Annotated in this window: 14 protein-coding genes; 5 read left to right on the top strand and 9 right to left on the bottom strand. The window is 69.4% G+C overall.

Going from position 1 to position 14,085, the window contains the following annotated elements; genetic code table 11:
* Positions 1-73 precede the first annotated feature (73 nt).
* Positions 74-1,042: a Bug family tripartite tricarboxylate transporter substrate binding protein gene (locus MKD50_RS27940; protein WP_252669618.1), complete on the top strand. Its 969-nt coding sequence runs from the start codon at positions 74-76 to the stop codon at positions 1,040-1,042.
* An 11-nt stretch (positions 1,043-1,053) separates the two neighbouring features.
* A complete protein-coding gene (locus tag MKD50_RS27935; protein ID WP_240071897.1) occupies positions 1,054-2,244 on the top strand; it encodes a M24 family metallopeptidase in 1,191 nt (396 codons plus the stop codon).
* Positions 2,245-2,261: 17 nt separating this feature from the next.
* Here MKD50_RS27935 and MKD50_RS27930 read toward each other — a convergent pair whose 3' ends face one another.
* From MKD50_RS27930 to MKD50_RS27915, 4 genes are all read right to left on the bottom strand, one after another.
* On the bottom strand, positions 2,262-3,269 hold the full coding sequence (locus MKD50_RS27930; protein ID WP_252669616.1) for a Bug family tripartite tricarboxylate transporter substrate binding protein: 1,008 nt from the start codon (positions 3,267-3,269) through the stop codon (positions 2,262-2,264).
* Positions 3,270-3,335: 66 nt separating this feature from the next.
* On the bottom strand, positions 3,336-4,316 hold the full coding sequence (locus MKD50_RS27925; RefSeq protein WP_115700055.1) for a Bug family tripartite tricarboxylate transporter substrate binding protein: 981 nt from the start codon (positions 4,314-4,316) through the stop codon (positions 3,336-3,338).
* Positions 4,313-5,713: a DUF1254 domain-containing protein gene (locus tag MKD50_RS27920; protein ID WP_252669614.1), complete on the bottom strand. Its 1,401-nt coding sequence runs from the start codon at positions 5,711-5,713 to the stop codon at positions 4,313-4,315. Before MKD50_RS27920 ends, MKD50_RS27925 begins: the two co-directional genes overlap by 4 nt.
* 94 nt (positions 5,714-5,807) lie before the next feature.
* Positions 5,808-6,782, bottom strand: a complete 975-nt coding sequence (locus tag MKD50_RS27915; protein ID WP_252669612.1) for a M48 family metallopeptidase — start codon at positions 6,780-6,782, stop codon at positions 5,808-5,810.
* Between the two features lie 100 nt (positions 6,783-6,882).
* On the opposite strand from MKD50_RS27915, the gene MKD50_RS27910 reads away from it, so the two are divergent.
* The gene (locus tag MKD50_RS27910; RefSeq protein WP_252669610.1) at positions 6,883-8,142 is read left to right on the top strand and encodes a muropeptide transporter; all 1,260 of its coding nucleotides are present in this window, start codon (positions 6,883-6,885) and stop codon (positions 8,140-8,142) included.
* 13 nt (positions 8,143-8,155) lie between these two features.
* Here the strand turns inward: MKD50_RS27910 and MKD50_RS27905 are convergent, their stop codons facing one another.
* Positions 8,156-9,004, bottom strand: coding sequence for an acyl-CoA thioesterase (locus MKD50_RS27905; RefSeq protein WP_252669608.1), 849 nt, complete (start codon positions 9,002-9,004; stop codon positions 8,156-8,158).
* A 121-nt stretch (positions 9,005-9,125) separates the two neighbouring features.
* Positions 9,126-10,013 (bottom strand): DMT family transporter, encoded by an 888-nt coding sequence (locus tag MKD50_RS27900; protein ID WP_252669606.1) that lies wholly within the window; start codon positions 10,011-10,013, stop codon positions 9,126-9,128.
* A gap of 112 nt (positions 10,014-10,125) precedes the next feature.
* Here MKD50_RS27900 and MKD50_RS27895 point away from each other — a divergent pair, with 112 nt between their 5' ends.
* Positions 10,126-11,040 carry a LysR family transcriptional regulator gene (locus tag MKD50_RS27895; protein WP_252669604.1) on the top strand — a complete coding sequence of 305 codons (915 nt, stop codon included), beginning with the start codon at positions 10,126-10,128 and terminating at the stop codon, positions 11,038-11,040.
* A gap of 21 nt (positions 11,041-11,061) precedes the next feature.
* Here MKD50_RS27895 and MKD50_RS27890 read toward each other — a convergent pair whose 3' ends face one another.
* Entirely contained in the window at positions 11,062-11,628 is a 567-nt protein-coding gene (locus tag MKD50_RS27890) for a TetR/AcrR family transcriptional regulator (protein ID WP_501993639.1), read from the bottom strand.
* An 83-nt stretch (positions 11,629-11,711) separates the two neighbouring features.
* On the opposite strand from MKD50_RS27890, the gene MKD50_RS27885 reads away from it, so the two are divergent.
* The gene (locus MKD50_RS27885) at positions 11,712-12,140 is read left to right on the top strand and encodes a VOC family protein (protein WP_252669600.1); all 429 of its coding nucleotides are present in this window, start codon (positions 11,712-11,714) and stop codon (positions 12,138-12,140) included.
* A gap of 22 nt (positions 12,141-12,162) precedes the next feature.
* On the opposite strand, the gene metW is transcribed toward MKD50_RS27885, so the two are convergent.
* Positions 12,163-12,774, bottom strand: coding sequence for a methionine biosynthesis protein MetW (metW, locus tag MKD50_RS27880; RefSeq protein WP_062796341.1), 612 nt, complete (start codon positions 12,772-12,774; stop codon positions 12,163-12,165).
* Positions 12,771-13,952 (bottom strand): homoserine O-succinyltransferase MetX, encoded by a 1,182-nt coding sequence (gene metX / locus MKD50_RS27875; protein WP_115705488.1) that lies wholly within the window; start codon positions 13,950-13,952, stop codon positions 12,771-12,773. Before metX ends, metW begins: the two co-directional genes overlap by 4 nt.
* Positions 13,953-14,085: the final 133 nt, after the last annotated feature.

Below are 14,085 nucleotides of genomic sequence, written 5' to 3'. Positions count from 1 at the left end.
TGTACCACATGGTACATTGCGCTCCACGCGCTGCGGAAAGCGCGGTGCATCGTGGCAAATCAACAGGGGCAATATGGATCGGCGACAACTACTGGCCAGGCTGGCCGCAACGGCGGTGGCGATAGCGCTGCCCGGCATCGGGCAGGCGCAGGCCTTTCCTTCGAAACCGGTACGGCTGGTCGTGCCGCAAGCCGGCGGTACCGGCAACGACGTGCTGGCACGCGCACTGGCGGAGAAGCTCAGCCGTGCCTGGCAGCAGCCGGTGGTGGTCGAGAACCGGCCCGGTGCCAACGGAACGCTGGCGATCACCTATGTGCTCGGCCAGCCCGCCGACGGCTACACGCTGTTCTTCGCCGGCGTGTCGAACCTGAGCTTCAACCCGTTCCTGTATCCGAAGCTGCCCTACGATCCCGGCCGCGACCTGACCGGCGTGGCGATGCTCGCCAACTCGCCGTTCGTTTTTGTTGCGGCGCCATCGCTCAAGGTCGACTCGTTCAAGGACTTCGTGCAGATGGCCAGGGCCCGGCCGGACGAAATCAGTTTTGCGTCGGGCGGCATCGGCAACTCCACGCACCTGGCGATGGAGTTGGTTGCACAGCGCACCGGGATCAGGCTGCAGCATGTGCCGTTCAATGGCACCGGCGGCTCGACCAGCCTGATGAACGGGCAGACGCCGGTGATGATGAACGTCGTCGCCGGAGTGCAGCCCTTCATTGCCGGCAAGAAGCTGGTTCCGCTGGCAGTCACGGGTGACAAGCGGCTGCAGGCGTTGCCGTCGGTGCCGACCTTCCGGGAACTCGGCTACGACGTGCAGGTACCGGGCTGGTACGCCATCGTAGCGCGCTCGGGCACGCCCGCGGGCGTGATCAGCAAGGTCAATGCCGACATCAACCAAATCCTGGAGGATCCACAGTTCAGGGAAAAGCTCGGCTTCCAGTTCCTGGATGCGATCAAGGGCCCGCCGTCCGAGGTCGGGCGCTACATGAAGCGCGATGCCGACATCTGGGGCCCGATCATCAAGAAGCTCGGCATTGCACTCTGAGGACCGCAGCCATGGCACATCTCACCAAAGCCGTACACGACTATCGCCGCGCGGCCATGCACAGGCTGATGGACCGGCTGCGCGTCGACGCGCTGGTGTTCGGCACCCCCGACTTCTTCCAGTACGCCACCAACTTCCAGCTCGACGTGTGGCCGTGGGAGCGGCCGGTATTCGTGGTGGTGCCGCGCAACGGCGACACCTTCGCGGTCATGAATGAACTGTCGACCAACCACATGCGCTTCGCCACGGAGCGGGGCACGGTGTGGCTCACGGACGTAAGCTATTACGCCGAGCATCCCCGCGTGTCCAACCGGCTGCCGTTGCCGTCGCAACTGCCGGAGGTGGTGGCCGCCTTGCTGGGTGCGAAAGGGCTGGGCATGTCCCGCATTGCGGTCGATGTCCAGCATCCGATCCTGGCGGGGGCGCAGCGCTACCTGCCCGAACTGACGCTGCGGCCTGCCATGGCCGAGATGCGCAGCCTGCGCTGGGTCAAGCACGCGGAAGAACTGCAGGTCATGCGCGAGCTGGGTGCGCTGACCGACTGGGTGCAGGACCGCTACCGCGAGAACATCCGCCCCGGCCGGCTGGTCCAGGAGCTCGACCATGCCATGGCGGCGCTGATGTCCGAAGAGGCGGCGCAGCGCTTCCCGGGCGAGGATTTCGATATCCTGAAGTGCTGGACACTGAGCGGGCCCGCTTCCGCATCGCCGCACGGCGACGGCGCCGCGTGCGGTGCGCGCATCAGCGCCGGCGATACCATCGTCAACCTGGTGCTGCCGCGCCTGAACGGACTCTATGTCGAGAACGAGCGCACCTGGTTTTGCGGGCAGCCCGGCGACGAACAGGCGCGGCTCTACCAGGTCGCCGCCAGGGCCACCGACGCCGCGGTCGCCGCGGCGGTGGTAGGCCGGCGGGTGTGCGACATGGACGCGGCCGCGCAGGCCGTGATCGAGCAGGCCGGCTGCGGCGACTACGTCTTCCACCGCACCGGCCATGCGGTCGGGCTGATGCTGCACGAATACCCGGAAGACATGGCCTTCAACAGCCGCCCGCTGCTGGCGGGCGAGGTGTATTCGGCGGAGCCCGGCCTCTATGTCTACGGCCTGGGCGGCTTCCGACTCGACGACACTGTGGTGGTCGGCGAACAGCCCGAAGTCATCGTCAGGACGCCGAAGACGCTGGAGTACGCTACCGTGGTTTAGCCAGGTCCGCCACTCCCTCAGTCGAGCGTCACCCCCGTATCCGCCGTCAGCTTCAGCACGACCGGCAGGTAGGCCTTGTAGGCCGCCTCGGCCTGCGCTGGGGTGGTGCCGAGCGGCTCCGCGCCCATGTCGATGATGCGCCGCTGCATGTCGGCGCTGGCAATCAGGCTGGCGGTCTCGCGGCCGAGGCGGTCGATGATGTCCTGCGGCGTCTTGGCGGGCGCCATCAGCGTGATCGGGCCGGTCAGGCGGAACGGCTCTTCGGCGTAACCGGCTTCGGTGAAGGTGGGCACGTCCGGCAGCGCCTGTGCGCGCCGCGTGCCGGTGACCGCCAGCGGACGCAGCTTGCCGGTGGCGAAATGCTGCTTGAGCGCGGTCACCGAGCCCACCGTCACGTTGACCTGGCCGGCCAGCAGGTCGGTCACCATCGGCCCTTCGCCGCGGTAGGGTACGTGCAGCATGTCGACCTGGTATTGCCTGGCGAAATAGGTCTGGATGGTATGCGGCTGCGTGCCCGCGCCCCATGAGCCCATGCGCAGTTTGCCGGGCGAGGCCTTGGCATAGGCCAGCAGTTCGGCGACGGTCCTGGCCGGCACGCTGCTGTTGACCGCCAGCACCGTGCGCGCGGTGGCGATGTCGGAGACCGGGCGCAGGTCGGTGCGGGGATCATAGGGCAGCTTCTTGTACAGGGCCAGGTTGGAAGTGATCGGGCCCGGAATGGTCACCAGCAGGGTGTAGCCGTCCGGCGCCGCCTTGGCGACATAGTCGGTGCCGATGATGCCGCCGGCGCCGCCCTTGTTCTCGACCACCACGGTCTTGCCGAGCTGGCGCGACAGGCCGTCGCCGACGGCGCGCGCCAGCGTGTCGGTAAGGCCGCCGGGCGGATAGGCGACGATCAGGCGGATGGGCTTGGCCGGGTAGGCGCCCTGCGCCGGCGCGGCAACCGGCGCGGCGGCGAGCGCCGCGATGCCGAGCCAGGGCAGCACGGCGCGCAGCCACGGCGAAAAACGGGCGACGGTCTTCATGATGGCGTGGTCTCCTGTTTATGCGATGTCACGGTTTGCCTGGCGCGGACGCCGTGCGCCCGTACGCTAGTCCAGCTTGATGCCGCGCGCCTGGATCAGCTTGCCCCATTTGCCGATCTCCTGGTCGATAAAGGCCGAGAACGCGCTGCCGCGCTCGGGATGCGGCTCCAGGCCCAGGCCAAGCAGCTTGTTGCGGATTTCCGCATCGGCCAGCACGGCCGACGCCTCGCGGTTGAGCCGCTCGGTGACGGCGGGCGGCGTGCCGGCCGGCGCGACCAGCCCGAACCAGCCGTAGCCGACCATGCCCGGATAGCCCTGTTCGGCGAAGGTGGGCGCATCGGGATAGACCGGCGTGCGCTGCTCCGACGCCACCGCCAGCACGCGCAGCTTGCCGGCCTTGATAAAGGGCAGCGCCGAGGTGATGGCGGTCAGCGTGGCGTCGGCGCGGCCCGCCAGCAGTTCGGTGTAGGCGGTGGCGTCGCCGCGGTAGTGGACGTTCAGCAGCTTGAACTTGCCGACCTGCCCGAACAGCTCGGCGGTCAGGTGCGGGCCAGAGCCGGCGCCCGGCGAGGCCACCGTCACGCCGTCGGGCTTGTCCCTTGCCATGCGCACGAAGTCCGCCACCGTGCGAGCCGGCGAGCTGGCATTGACGATCAGGAAGATCGGCCCCAGCACGCGCGGCCCCACCGCGACGAAGTCCTTGTGTACGTCATAGCGCTGCGCGATGCCGGCGGCGGTGTTGATGGCGAAGGGCGCGGCCGCCCACAGCAGCGTATAGCCGTCCGGCGCGGCATGCGCCACCTGCTCCGTGGCCAGGCGCGTGCCGGCGCCGGGCTTGTTCTCGACCACCACCTGCTGGCCGAGCTTGCCGCCAAGCGCCTCGGCAAGGATGCGCGCCGAGATGTCGTTGGAGCCGCCGGCGCCGTAGGGCGAGACCAGCTTGACCGGCCGCGACGGATAGGTTTGCGCCTGCGCCGGGCTGCCCAGGCACAGCAGCGCCACGCCGGCCGTCAGCACGGCCCGGGCAAAGACAAAGGTTCGCTTCATGACGCTTCCTTGATGCGGCGGATGGCAGGGTAGCGGAAGGTGCGTTCCAGGTGCGCGCTGCCGGGGACGTACAGGCGCAACGCCACGTAGAACGGTTCGGGCGGCGCAGGCAGCCAGTTGCCGGTAGCGGCGGGGTCCGCCGGTGCGCGCGCCCCCAGCACGATGCGCAGGCTGCCATCCGGCGCCGCGCGCAGGCCCGGCGAGCGGTCACCCAGCGAATAGCGCTGCAGCGGATTCTCCGCCAGCATGCAGTCCGATTTCCGGTACATGGTCAGCGACCAGAACGCGCCCACCTGCGGCAGCCCTTGCGCGGGGAACACCAGTTCGTACTGATGCGTGCCGTCCAGCGGCAGGCCGTCGGCATCGCAATCGGCCATCAGGTACATGGCTTCCTCGATCCCCAGCGCGCCGATGTAGTTGCGCGCCACCTCGGCGCGCAGCGCGTATTGCGGGCCGAACGAAGTGCGGATTTCCACCGGCAGGGACCAGCCGCCGCCCAGCGCGGAAGCCTTGGGCGCGGCCAGTTCGGCATCGACGTGTGCTAGTGCCGCAGCTAGCGCAGTGCGTTGCGCCGGCGTCAGCGGCGTCGCGCTGCCGATGCCGGCGGTGGCGAAGCTGCGCACCAGGTCCGCTTCGGCGGCGGGCGGCGGGTTCTCGGCCAGCATGCGCCGGACGATGGCCGCGTAGCGCTCCGGGTCGCCCGGGCGCTCGCCGGCGTGCATGCCGGCGTCGATCACGCTCGCGGCGGCGGTGCCGTCGGGCCGGCGCAGGCGGATGCCGTCCTGCAAGGCATGCGCGCCCGCCAGGTCGGCGCCGCCATCGGCCAGGATGCGGCCGATGATCCAGACTGCATCGGTGGGGCAGGGCAGCGGCGTGGCGCCGGCCGGCACCTCGCCGCGCCAGGCCGGCCCGTGCAGCAGCCAGGTGCCGCCTTGCGTGCCGGTGGTGCGGGTGCCGATGTAGCCGAACGGGTTGGTATAGGCGTCGAGCAGCCCGAGCACGTAGTAGCGGCCGTGGCAGTCCGGCACGTCGAGCAGCAGCGGGCCGCGCGACAGGTCGAGCCAGGCGTTGGTGTACAGCGTGTCGTTGTTCGGTGTGACCACCTGCCGGTGCTGCGGGCCGAGCAGCGCGCGCACGTGCGTGACGGTGTTGATCCAGCGCAGCGTGGAATCGGGGCCGTCGCCGGCAAAGGTGCCGGCGCTGTCGCGGCGCGGGCAGGTGGCGGCGCGCATGCGCGCCATTTCGTACAGCGGCAGCGTGTAGCGCACCGCGTCGCGGGCGAGCGCGGAACTGACCGGCAGGTCGCTGGTGAAGCGCTCGGGCTCGGCCTCGCAGCCGGCGAAGATCAGCATATACGCGGCCCGCCGTTCCGACGGGCTCATGCGGTTCAGGCTCATGCGGGTCCCCCTGCGGTTGTCGCATTGTCCCCGGCGCCGGCTTCAGGCCATCAAGGCGCTGTCCGGAATGCGGCGCGGATGGCCGCGGCGCCGTTCAGCGCTTCAGCGGCTTTTGCCGGTCCTCGTCGCCGGCATCCACCGGCGCATCGCCCAGCCCCGTCATATTGGGGCGGTAGGGCGGCAGCTTGTCGACCGTGGTGTGGAGCGCGCGCGCGTACAGCGGCAGCACCTCGGGCAAGTGCCTTTCCAGGTCGGCGATGCGGCTGCGCCCGGACGGATGGGTCGACAGGAATTCGGCGCCGGACTGCGAGACCTTGCCCATCTTCTGCCACAGCGACACCGCCGCGCGCGGATCGTAGCCGGCGCGCGCGGCCACATCCATGCCGATCAGGTCGGCCTCGGATTCGTCCGAGCGGGAAAAGCGCAGCGTCAGCAGGTGCGCGCCCGTGCCCAGCGCCATATTGCCGAGGTTGCCGAAGCCGAACAGCTGCGAGATCACGTTGGCGCCCAGGTTGGTGATCTCGGACTTGGCGGCGCGCTCGCGCGCATGCTCCTGCAGCGCGTGCGCGATCTCATGCCCCATCACCATGGCGACTTCGTCATCGGTCAGCTTGAGCTGATCGAGCAGCCCGGTATAGACCGCGATCTTGCCGCCCGGCATGCAGAAGGCATTGACCTGCTTGGAGCCGATCAGGTTGATCTCCCACTGCCATTGCCGCGCGCGCTCGTTCCAGCGCGCGGTCTGGGGCAGCAGCCGCTTGCCGATGGCGCGCAGGCGCACCAGCTGCGGGTGGTTGTCGGGCGCCAGCGCGCGCTTGGCGCTGGCCTCCTGCTTGAGCTGCTCGTACTCCTGCACCGCCTGCTGCTCGATCACCTCGGCCGGCACGATATTGCGCACCGCCGAGCCGCCCGGGTTCAGCCGGATGCCGCCGGCACCGCCGTCCTGCGGCTGCGGCTGCGCGGGCGCCGGCTGGCTCCAGCCGAGCGGCAGCACGGCCGCGGCCAGCGCCAGCGCACGGGCCAGCCGCGGTCGATAGAGACGCTGAACACCTTGCAGGCGGCGACGCATGGGGCGATTCCTCGGGCGCAATCGGAGAGTGGGCAAACAGGTGGTGCAATAATACACGGCGCCCGCGCAGCCGCGCGGGCGGCACACGGCCGCCCCATCCATGAATTTCCAGACCTATCTCGATATCTTCCGCAACCGCCGCATCGGCGCCATGCTGATGCTGGGCTTTGCCTCCGGCCTGCCGCTGGCGCTGACCTCCGGGACCCTGCAGGCGTGGATGACGGTCGAAGGGCTGGACATCAAGACCATCGGCTTTTTCTCGCTGGTGGGCCAGGCCTATATCTTCAAGTTCCTGTGGGCGCCCTTGATGGACCGCTACACGCCGCCGCTGATGGGGCGCCGGCGCGGCTGGCTGCTGCTGACCCAGGCCGGGCTGGTGCTGGGCATCGCCGGCATGGCGTTCTGCCCGCCGCAGCAGGCGCTGTGGATGCTGGCGGGACTGGCCACGCTGGTGGCGTTCCTGTCGGCCTCGCAGGACATCGTCTTCGACGCCTACAGCACCGACGTGCTGCGCCCGGCAGAGCGCGGCGCCGGCGCGGCGGTCAAAGTGCTGGGCTACCGGCTGGCGATGCTGGTCTCGGGTGGTCTCGCGCTATGGCTGGCCGACCGCGTGCTGGGCTGGCAGCAGACCTACCTGCTGATGGCGGCGCTGATGGGTGTGGGCATCCTGACCCTGCTGTGGGCGCCGGAGCCCGACGTGCCCGCGCGCGCGCCGCGCTCGCTGGAAGAGGCGGTGGTGGGCCCGCTGCGCGACTTCTTCGCGCGCCCCGGGGCCTGGTGGCTGCTGCTGCTGATCGTGCTGTACAAGCTCGGCGACGCCTTTGCCGGCAGCCTGTCGACCACCTTCCTGATCCGCGGCGCCGGCTTCTCGGCGGGCGAGGTCGGCATCGTCAACAAGACCCTGGGGCTGGCCGCGACCATCCTCGGCGCGCTGTTCGGCGGCACGCTGATGGTGCGGCTGGGCCTGTATCGCTCGCTGATGCTGTTCGGCGTGCTGCAGGCGGTGTCGAACCTGGGCTACTGGATCCTGGCGGTGACCCCGCCGCACCTGTGGACCATGGGTGCCACCATCGCGGTCGAGAACCTGTGCGGCGGCATGGGCACGGCGGCCTTCGTGGCGCTGCTGATGACGCTGTGCAACCGCTCGTTCTCGGCCACGCAGTACGCGCTGCTGTCGGCGCTGGCATCGGTAGGCCGGGTCTACGTGGGACCGACGTCGGGCTATATGGTCGAGGCCTGGGGCTGGGCGCCGTTCTATCTCGGCACCGTGGCGGTGGCGCTGCCCGGCGTGATGCTGCTCTGGGCCATGCGCCACACCGTGCACCGCTACGAGGCCCAGGCGCGCGAAGCAGTGGCCTGAGCCGCCGGCCAGCCTACTCCTTGTAGTAGACGATCTGGTGCGAGCTGGCGATCAGCTCGCCCGCGGCGCTCCACAGCTGCGCGCGCTGGTCGAAGAAGCCCTGCCGGAACACCTGCGCCTGCGCGCTGGCCAGCACATGGCTGTCGCCCAGCGCCGCCAGCGTGACCGCATCTGCATGGAAATACGTGGTCATCGACACCGTGCCGGCCGGCACGAAGCCGGCGCGCTTGAGGAAGATGCGCGGGTAGAAGCTGTCGGCCCACGCCGCCACCGCGGCAAAGTCTGGCGTGCGCGCCGGCGCGTCGCGCAGCCAGAACTGGGTCAGGCTGTCCGGGTGCTCGGTACCGGCCTCCGCGGTTGGCTTGGCGCCGCGCACGGGCCGCATGTCGTAAGCCTTGAGCCAGCGCACCGGCGCAAACCCGCCCATGGCCGGCAGCGCACCAGCGGCCGGCACGTCCGGCATCACCGCTTCGCCGCAGGCCCAGGTGTCGCGCCGCAGCGCGAACATCGCGGTGGCAGTGGTGGCGACGGCATCGCCCTGGCGCAGCTCCAGGGTCCAGTGCTGGGTCGAGCGGTTGGTGCGGACCGGGCGCGCCTCGATCTCGAACGGGCCCTCGGCGATCGGGCCGGCAAAGTTGACGGTCAGCGCAACCGGCTCGCCCAGGCGCTGCGGATGGTTCAGCGCTGCCTGCAGCAGCGTGGCGGCCGTGATACCGCCGAACGGGCCGATCATGTTCCAGTACGCCGGCGTGGTGCGGCCCTGGAAACAGTGCTCGCCGGCCGGCACCAGCGCCAGCGCGTCGTCGAAGGGATGGAGCTGGCTGGCGGCAGCGTCGGCGTAGATCTGAGGCGCAGTGGACATGGCGGAAGCAGGCTGGTCTCGTTGGAATAGAACGATCGTTCGCTAGCTGCCTACACTAACCGTAGTCAGCATTCCGGTCAAGCACGCCCGTGTGCCCGGCCGCGCCCCGCGACGCCTGGCTTCATCCCCGCGCCCGCCGCCACAGCGGCAGCGCCCAGCCCAGCTGGTTGGCGATCACGCCCAACAGCACCAGCGCGATGCCGGCCACCTGCAGCGGCCCAAGGACCACGCCGAACACCATCACGTCGATGACGATAGCCACCAGCGGATAGATGAACGACAGCGTGGCGATCGACACCACCGACAGACGTTGGAAGGCGCCATACAGCAGCGTGTACATCACGCCGGTATGCACCAGCCCGAGCGCCAGCAGCGCGGCCCAGGTGCTGCCGCCATAGCTGCCCGCCGCCGGATGCGCCAGCGGTGACAGCATCAGCACCCCCAGCACCATCTGCAGCCCGGCGATCTGGCCCGGCGGGATCGCCTGCAGTCGCCGCGTGGCCAGCGTGGTGACGGCGTACAGCAGTGCCGCCAGCAGTCCCAGGCCGATGCCGGCCAGCATCGGCGCGCCGCCCGCACCGTGCTCCAGGCCGGTGATCAGCATGACGCCGGCAAAGGCCAGCAGCAGCCATGGCAGCCGCGCGAACGGGAACGGCTCGCGCTGCAGCACCGAGGTCAGCAGCAGCAGGAAGAACGGCTGGGTGTGGTAGATCACCGTGGCAATGGCAATGCCGCTGTACGCGTACGCTGAGAACAGCGCCAGCCAGTTGAGCACCAGCGTGACGCCGCCCAGCACGAGCCAGCCGGCCTGGGCGCGGGACATGCGGATCCAGCCGCGCTGCAAGGTCAGCACGCCCAGCAGCGCGGCGCCGCCGAACAGGCAGCGGAAGAACACCACATCCAGCGGCGGCTGGCCACTGGTCACCACGAACCAGCCGATGGTGCCCGACAGCACCATGGCGGCGGCCATGCGCCAGGTGCCGCCCGGCCGGGGTTGTTGCGAAGGCATGAGGAACTCCGGTTTTAGCCAATGGCCGCATTGTTCCACTCGTCAGGAAGGTCAACAATACGGTCTGGACTCAATTACCATTTGACTACAGGTCAAAGACAGGGGATTACGAATGCTGGATGCGCCACTCAATGCGATGGCGGTGTTTGCGCGCGTGGTCGAGTGCGGCAGCTTCTCGGCCGCCGCGCAAGATCTCGGCATGACGCCGTCGGCGGTCAGCCGCCATGTCTCCCGGCTCGAGGCCCGCCTCGGCGCCAGCCTGCTGCAGCGGACCACGCGCGCGTTCGCGCTGACCGAGCTGGGCCAGTCGGTCTACGCCGCCTGCGCGCGCATGACCGCGGCCGCGCGGGAGGTCACCGCGCTGGCCGGGGAGCACGGCGGCGCGCCGCACGGCGTGCTGCGCGTGAGCGCGCCGGTGTCGTTCGGGCAAGCCTGGCTGGCGCCGCGGCTGCCGCCGTTGCTGGCGAAGTACCCGGCGCTGGACCTGCAGCTGACGCTGGCCGACCGCATGGTCGACCTGGTCGAGGAAGGCATGGACGTGGCCGTGCGCATCGCGCGCGAACTGGCCCCCGGCCTGGCGGCGCGGCCGCTGCGCGAGGTGCGCTACCGGCTGGTGGCCTCGCCCGGCTACCTGGACCGCCATGGCGCGCCGGCCACGCCGGCCGACCTGCCGGCCGCGCGCTGCCTGTACCTGGGCTACGGCAATTTCGGCGAGCGCTGGACCCTGCGCCGCCACGCCGGCGGCGACAAGGTGGAGGTCCGCATCCCGCCGCGGCTGACGCTCAACAACAGCCTGGCGATCATGAGCATGGTGGAGCGCGATGCCGGCATCGGGCTGGTGCCGGATTTCTCGCTGGGCGATGCGCTGGAACGGGGGCGCGTCGTCACCGTGCTGGGCGACTGGGACATCCTGGAGCCCTACATTGGCACGGCGTACGCGGTGTACACGCCGACGCGGCATGTCCCGCCCAAGGTGCGGGCCTTTGTCGACCACCTGGCGGCGGGCGCCGGCGATGCGCCGCGTTGAAGCTTCGTTGGTACGTCCAAGCTAGCCCCCGGCCTGCCCCAGCACCCGGCGCAGCAGCCACAGCATCGCCTCGCCCACGCTGCCGGCGTTGGCACCGGCCTCGATCTCCAGCGCGGCGCGGTCAAACGCCGCCGAAAGCAGCGGCGCCACGCCGCCGGCATCCACGCCCGCCGCCGCCAGCCCCTCGCGCAGGGTGCGAGCCGCGTTGGCCTCGTCCAGGGCCAGCATCTCGCGCAATCCCAGCACCGCCGGTCCGTCCACCAGCAACAGGCGGGTGCGTCCGGGTACCGTCATCGCCTGCAGGTAGGCTTGCGCCCCGTCGAGCAAGGCCTCGGCCGGCTCTTGCCCCGCCGGCGTGGCGGCTTCGATGTCGGCGGCGACGGCCGCGGCTTCCTCGGCCAGCACGTGGCGGAACAGGTCGCGTTTGTCGGCAAAGTGGTGGTACAGCGCGCCGCGCGTGATGCCGGCGACGGCGCAGACGTCGGGCGTCGAGGTCCCGGCGTAGCCGCGGCTGACGAACAGGGCACGGGCGGCTTGCGTCAGCGCCTGACGTGTGGCTTCGGTACGTTCACGGTTGGTGCGGGCCACCTTTGGGTTCCTTGCAAACATGCAGCCGGTATCTTAATATCGATTTACATACAGGCTGTATGTATTTGACATCAGGAGCCCGCATGAAAGTCACCAGCTATTACCCGGTCATCATGACCGCCGACGTGGCCGGGACGGCCGCGTTCTATCAACGGCATTTCGGCTTCACGGCCCTGTTCGCCAGCGACTGGTACGTGCACCTGCAACTGTCGGACGACCCCACGGTCAACCTCGCCGTGCTCGACGGCAGCCACGAGACCATCCCGACGCCGGCCCGCGGCCAGCGCGCGCAAGGGTTGCTGCTGAACTTCGAGGTGGACGATCCGGATGCGGTCCATGAGCGCCTGCGCGCGGCCGGGCTGCCGGTCCTGCAGCCGCTGCGCGACGAGGCCTTCGGCCAGCGGCATTTCATTACCGCCGATCCCAACGGCGTGCTGATCGACATCATCAAGCCGATTCCGCCTGCGGCGGAGTTCGCGGCGCAGTACCAGGCCGGCGCGCTGCCGGCCTAGGTGACCACCCCGCTCACCCGGCTCAGGCCGCGCAGACCCGGTACACCGCCAGGCTGCCGCGCCAGTTGACGCCCCAACTGACGGTCACCCCCTCGTGCATCACCACGCGGTCGATCACGCGCAGGCCGACCTTGGGCGCCAGCGCCTCGAAATCGCTGATGGTCAGCACACGCACGTTGGGCGTGTTGTACCACTGGTAAGGCAGCGATTCCGACACCGGCATGCGCCCGCGGAACACCGACAGCCGGTGCGGCCAGTAGCCGAAGTTCGGGAACGAGACGATGCACTCGCGGCCCACCCGCAGCGTGTCGCGCAGCACCTGCGCGGTGTTGTGGATGGTCTGCAGGGTCTGCGACAGGATCACCGTGTCGAAGCTCTTGTCCTCGAACAGCGCCAGCCCGCCTTCCAGGTTCTGCTGGATGACATGCACGCCCTTCTGCGCGCACGCCAGCACGCCTTCGTCGCGGATCTCGATGCCGTAGGCCTGCACCTCGAGCTCGTCCTGCAGCACGCGCAGCAGGCTGCCATCGCCGCACCCCAGGTCGAGCACGGTGGAGTTGGGTTCGATCCAGCGCGCGATCGCGCGGAAGTCGGGGCGCAGCGCCAGGATATTGGGATTGGCCAGGGCGTTCATGCGCCGATCTCCTCCGCGATGCGGTCGTAGTAGGCGCGCATCAGGTTGTGATAGCGCGGGTCGTCGAGCAGGAAGGCGTCGTGGCCGTGCGGTGCGTCGATCTCGGCGTACGAGACCGGGCGCTTGTTGTCCAGCAGCGCCTTGACCAGCTCGCGGCTGCGGCTGGGGGCGAAACGCCAGTCCGTGCCGAAGCTGGCCACCAGGAAGCTGGCCCTGGTCTGCGCCATCGCGCGGGTCAGGTCGCCCCCGTGGGCCAGCGCGGGATCGAAGTAGTCGAGCGCGCGCGTGATCAGCAGGTAGGTGTTGGCGTCGAAGTACTCGGCGAACTTGTCGCCCTGGTAGCGCAGGTAGCTTTCCACCTGGAATTCGACGTCGAACGAGAAGCGGATGTCCTCGCTCTTGAGCTCGCGACCGAATTTCTCGGCCATGTCCTCGTCCGACAGGTAGGTGATATGGCCGATCATGCGCGCCACGCGCAAGCCGCGCTTGGGCTTGACGCCATGCGCGTAGTAGTTGCCGCCGTGGAAGTCGGGATCCGACAGGATCGCGCTGCGCGCCACCTCGTTGAAGGCGATATTCTGCGCCGACAGCTTGGGCGTGGAGGCGATCACGATGCAATGGCGCAGGCGCTCCGGGTACATCAGGCTCCAGGCCACCGCCTGCATGCCGCCGAGGCTGCCGCCCATCACCGCGGCAAACTGCGTGATGCCGAAGACGTCGGCCACGCGCGCCTGCGCATTGACCCAGTCTTCCACCGTGACCACCGGAAAGGCCGCGCCATAGGGGGCGCCGGTGGCCGGGTTCAGGCTCATCGGCCCGGTCGAGCCGAAGCACGAGCCCAGGTTGTTGACGCCGATGACGAAGAAGCGGTTGGTATCGAGCGGCTTGCCGGGGCCGACCATGTTGTCCCACCAGCCCACGTCGCGCGGGGCGTCGGCATAGACGCCGGCGACATGGTGCGAGGCGTTCAGCGCGTGGCAGACCAGCACCGCGTTGGAGCGGTCCGCGTTGAGCGTGCCGTAGGTCTCGACCATCAGGTCGTAGCCGGCGATGGACGAGCCGTTGCGCAGCTTCAGCGGCTCGGCAAAGTGCATGCGCTGCGGCGCGACCACGCCGACCGAATCGGGCGGCAGGTCGAACGCGGCAGGCGCGGCGGTCGGCAGGGCGACATCAGTCATGGAATCCGGCCCGTGGCGAACGGGCATAAAAAAACCCGACCGGCATTTGCGTATCAAGCATCGCAGCCAAGTCGGGATTCGCTGGATTCCTTGCGGGATTCCGCGTGCCGGCGCCATCCACTGCCGTGGTGGC

Origin of the sequence: Cupriavidus mimosae (genome assembly GCF_023952485.1) — a bacterium.
Classification (GTDB): Bacteria; Pseudomonadota; Gammaproteobacteria; order Burkholderiales; family Burkholderiaceae; genus Cupriavidus; species Cupriavidus taiwanensis_C.
The sequence above is the reverse complement of the archived record's forward strand: the minus strand, read 5'-3'. Positions and strand labels throughout refer to the sequence as shown.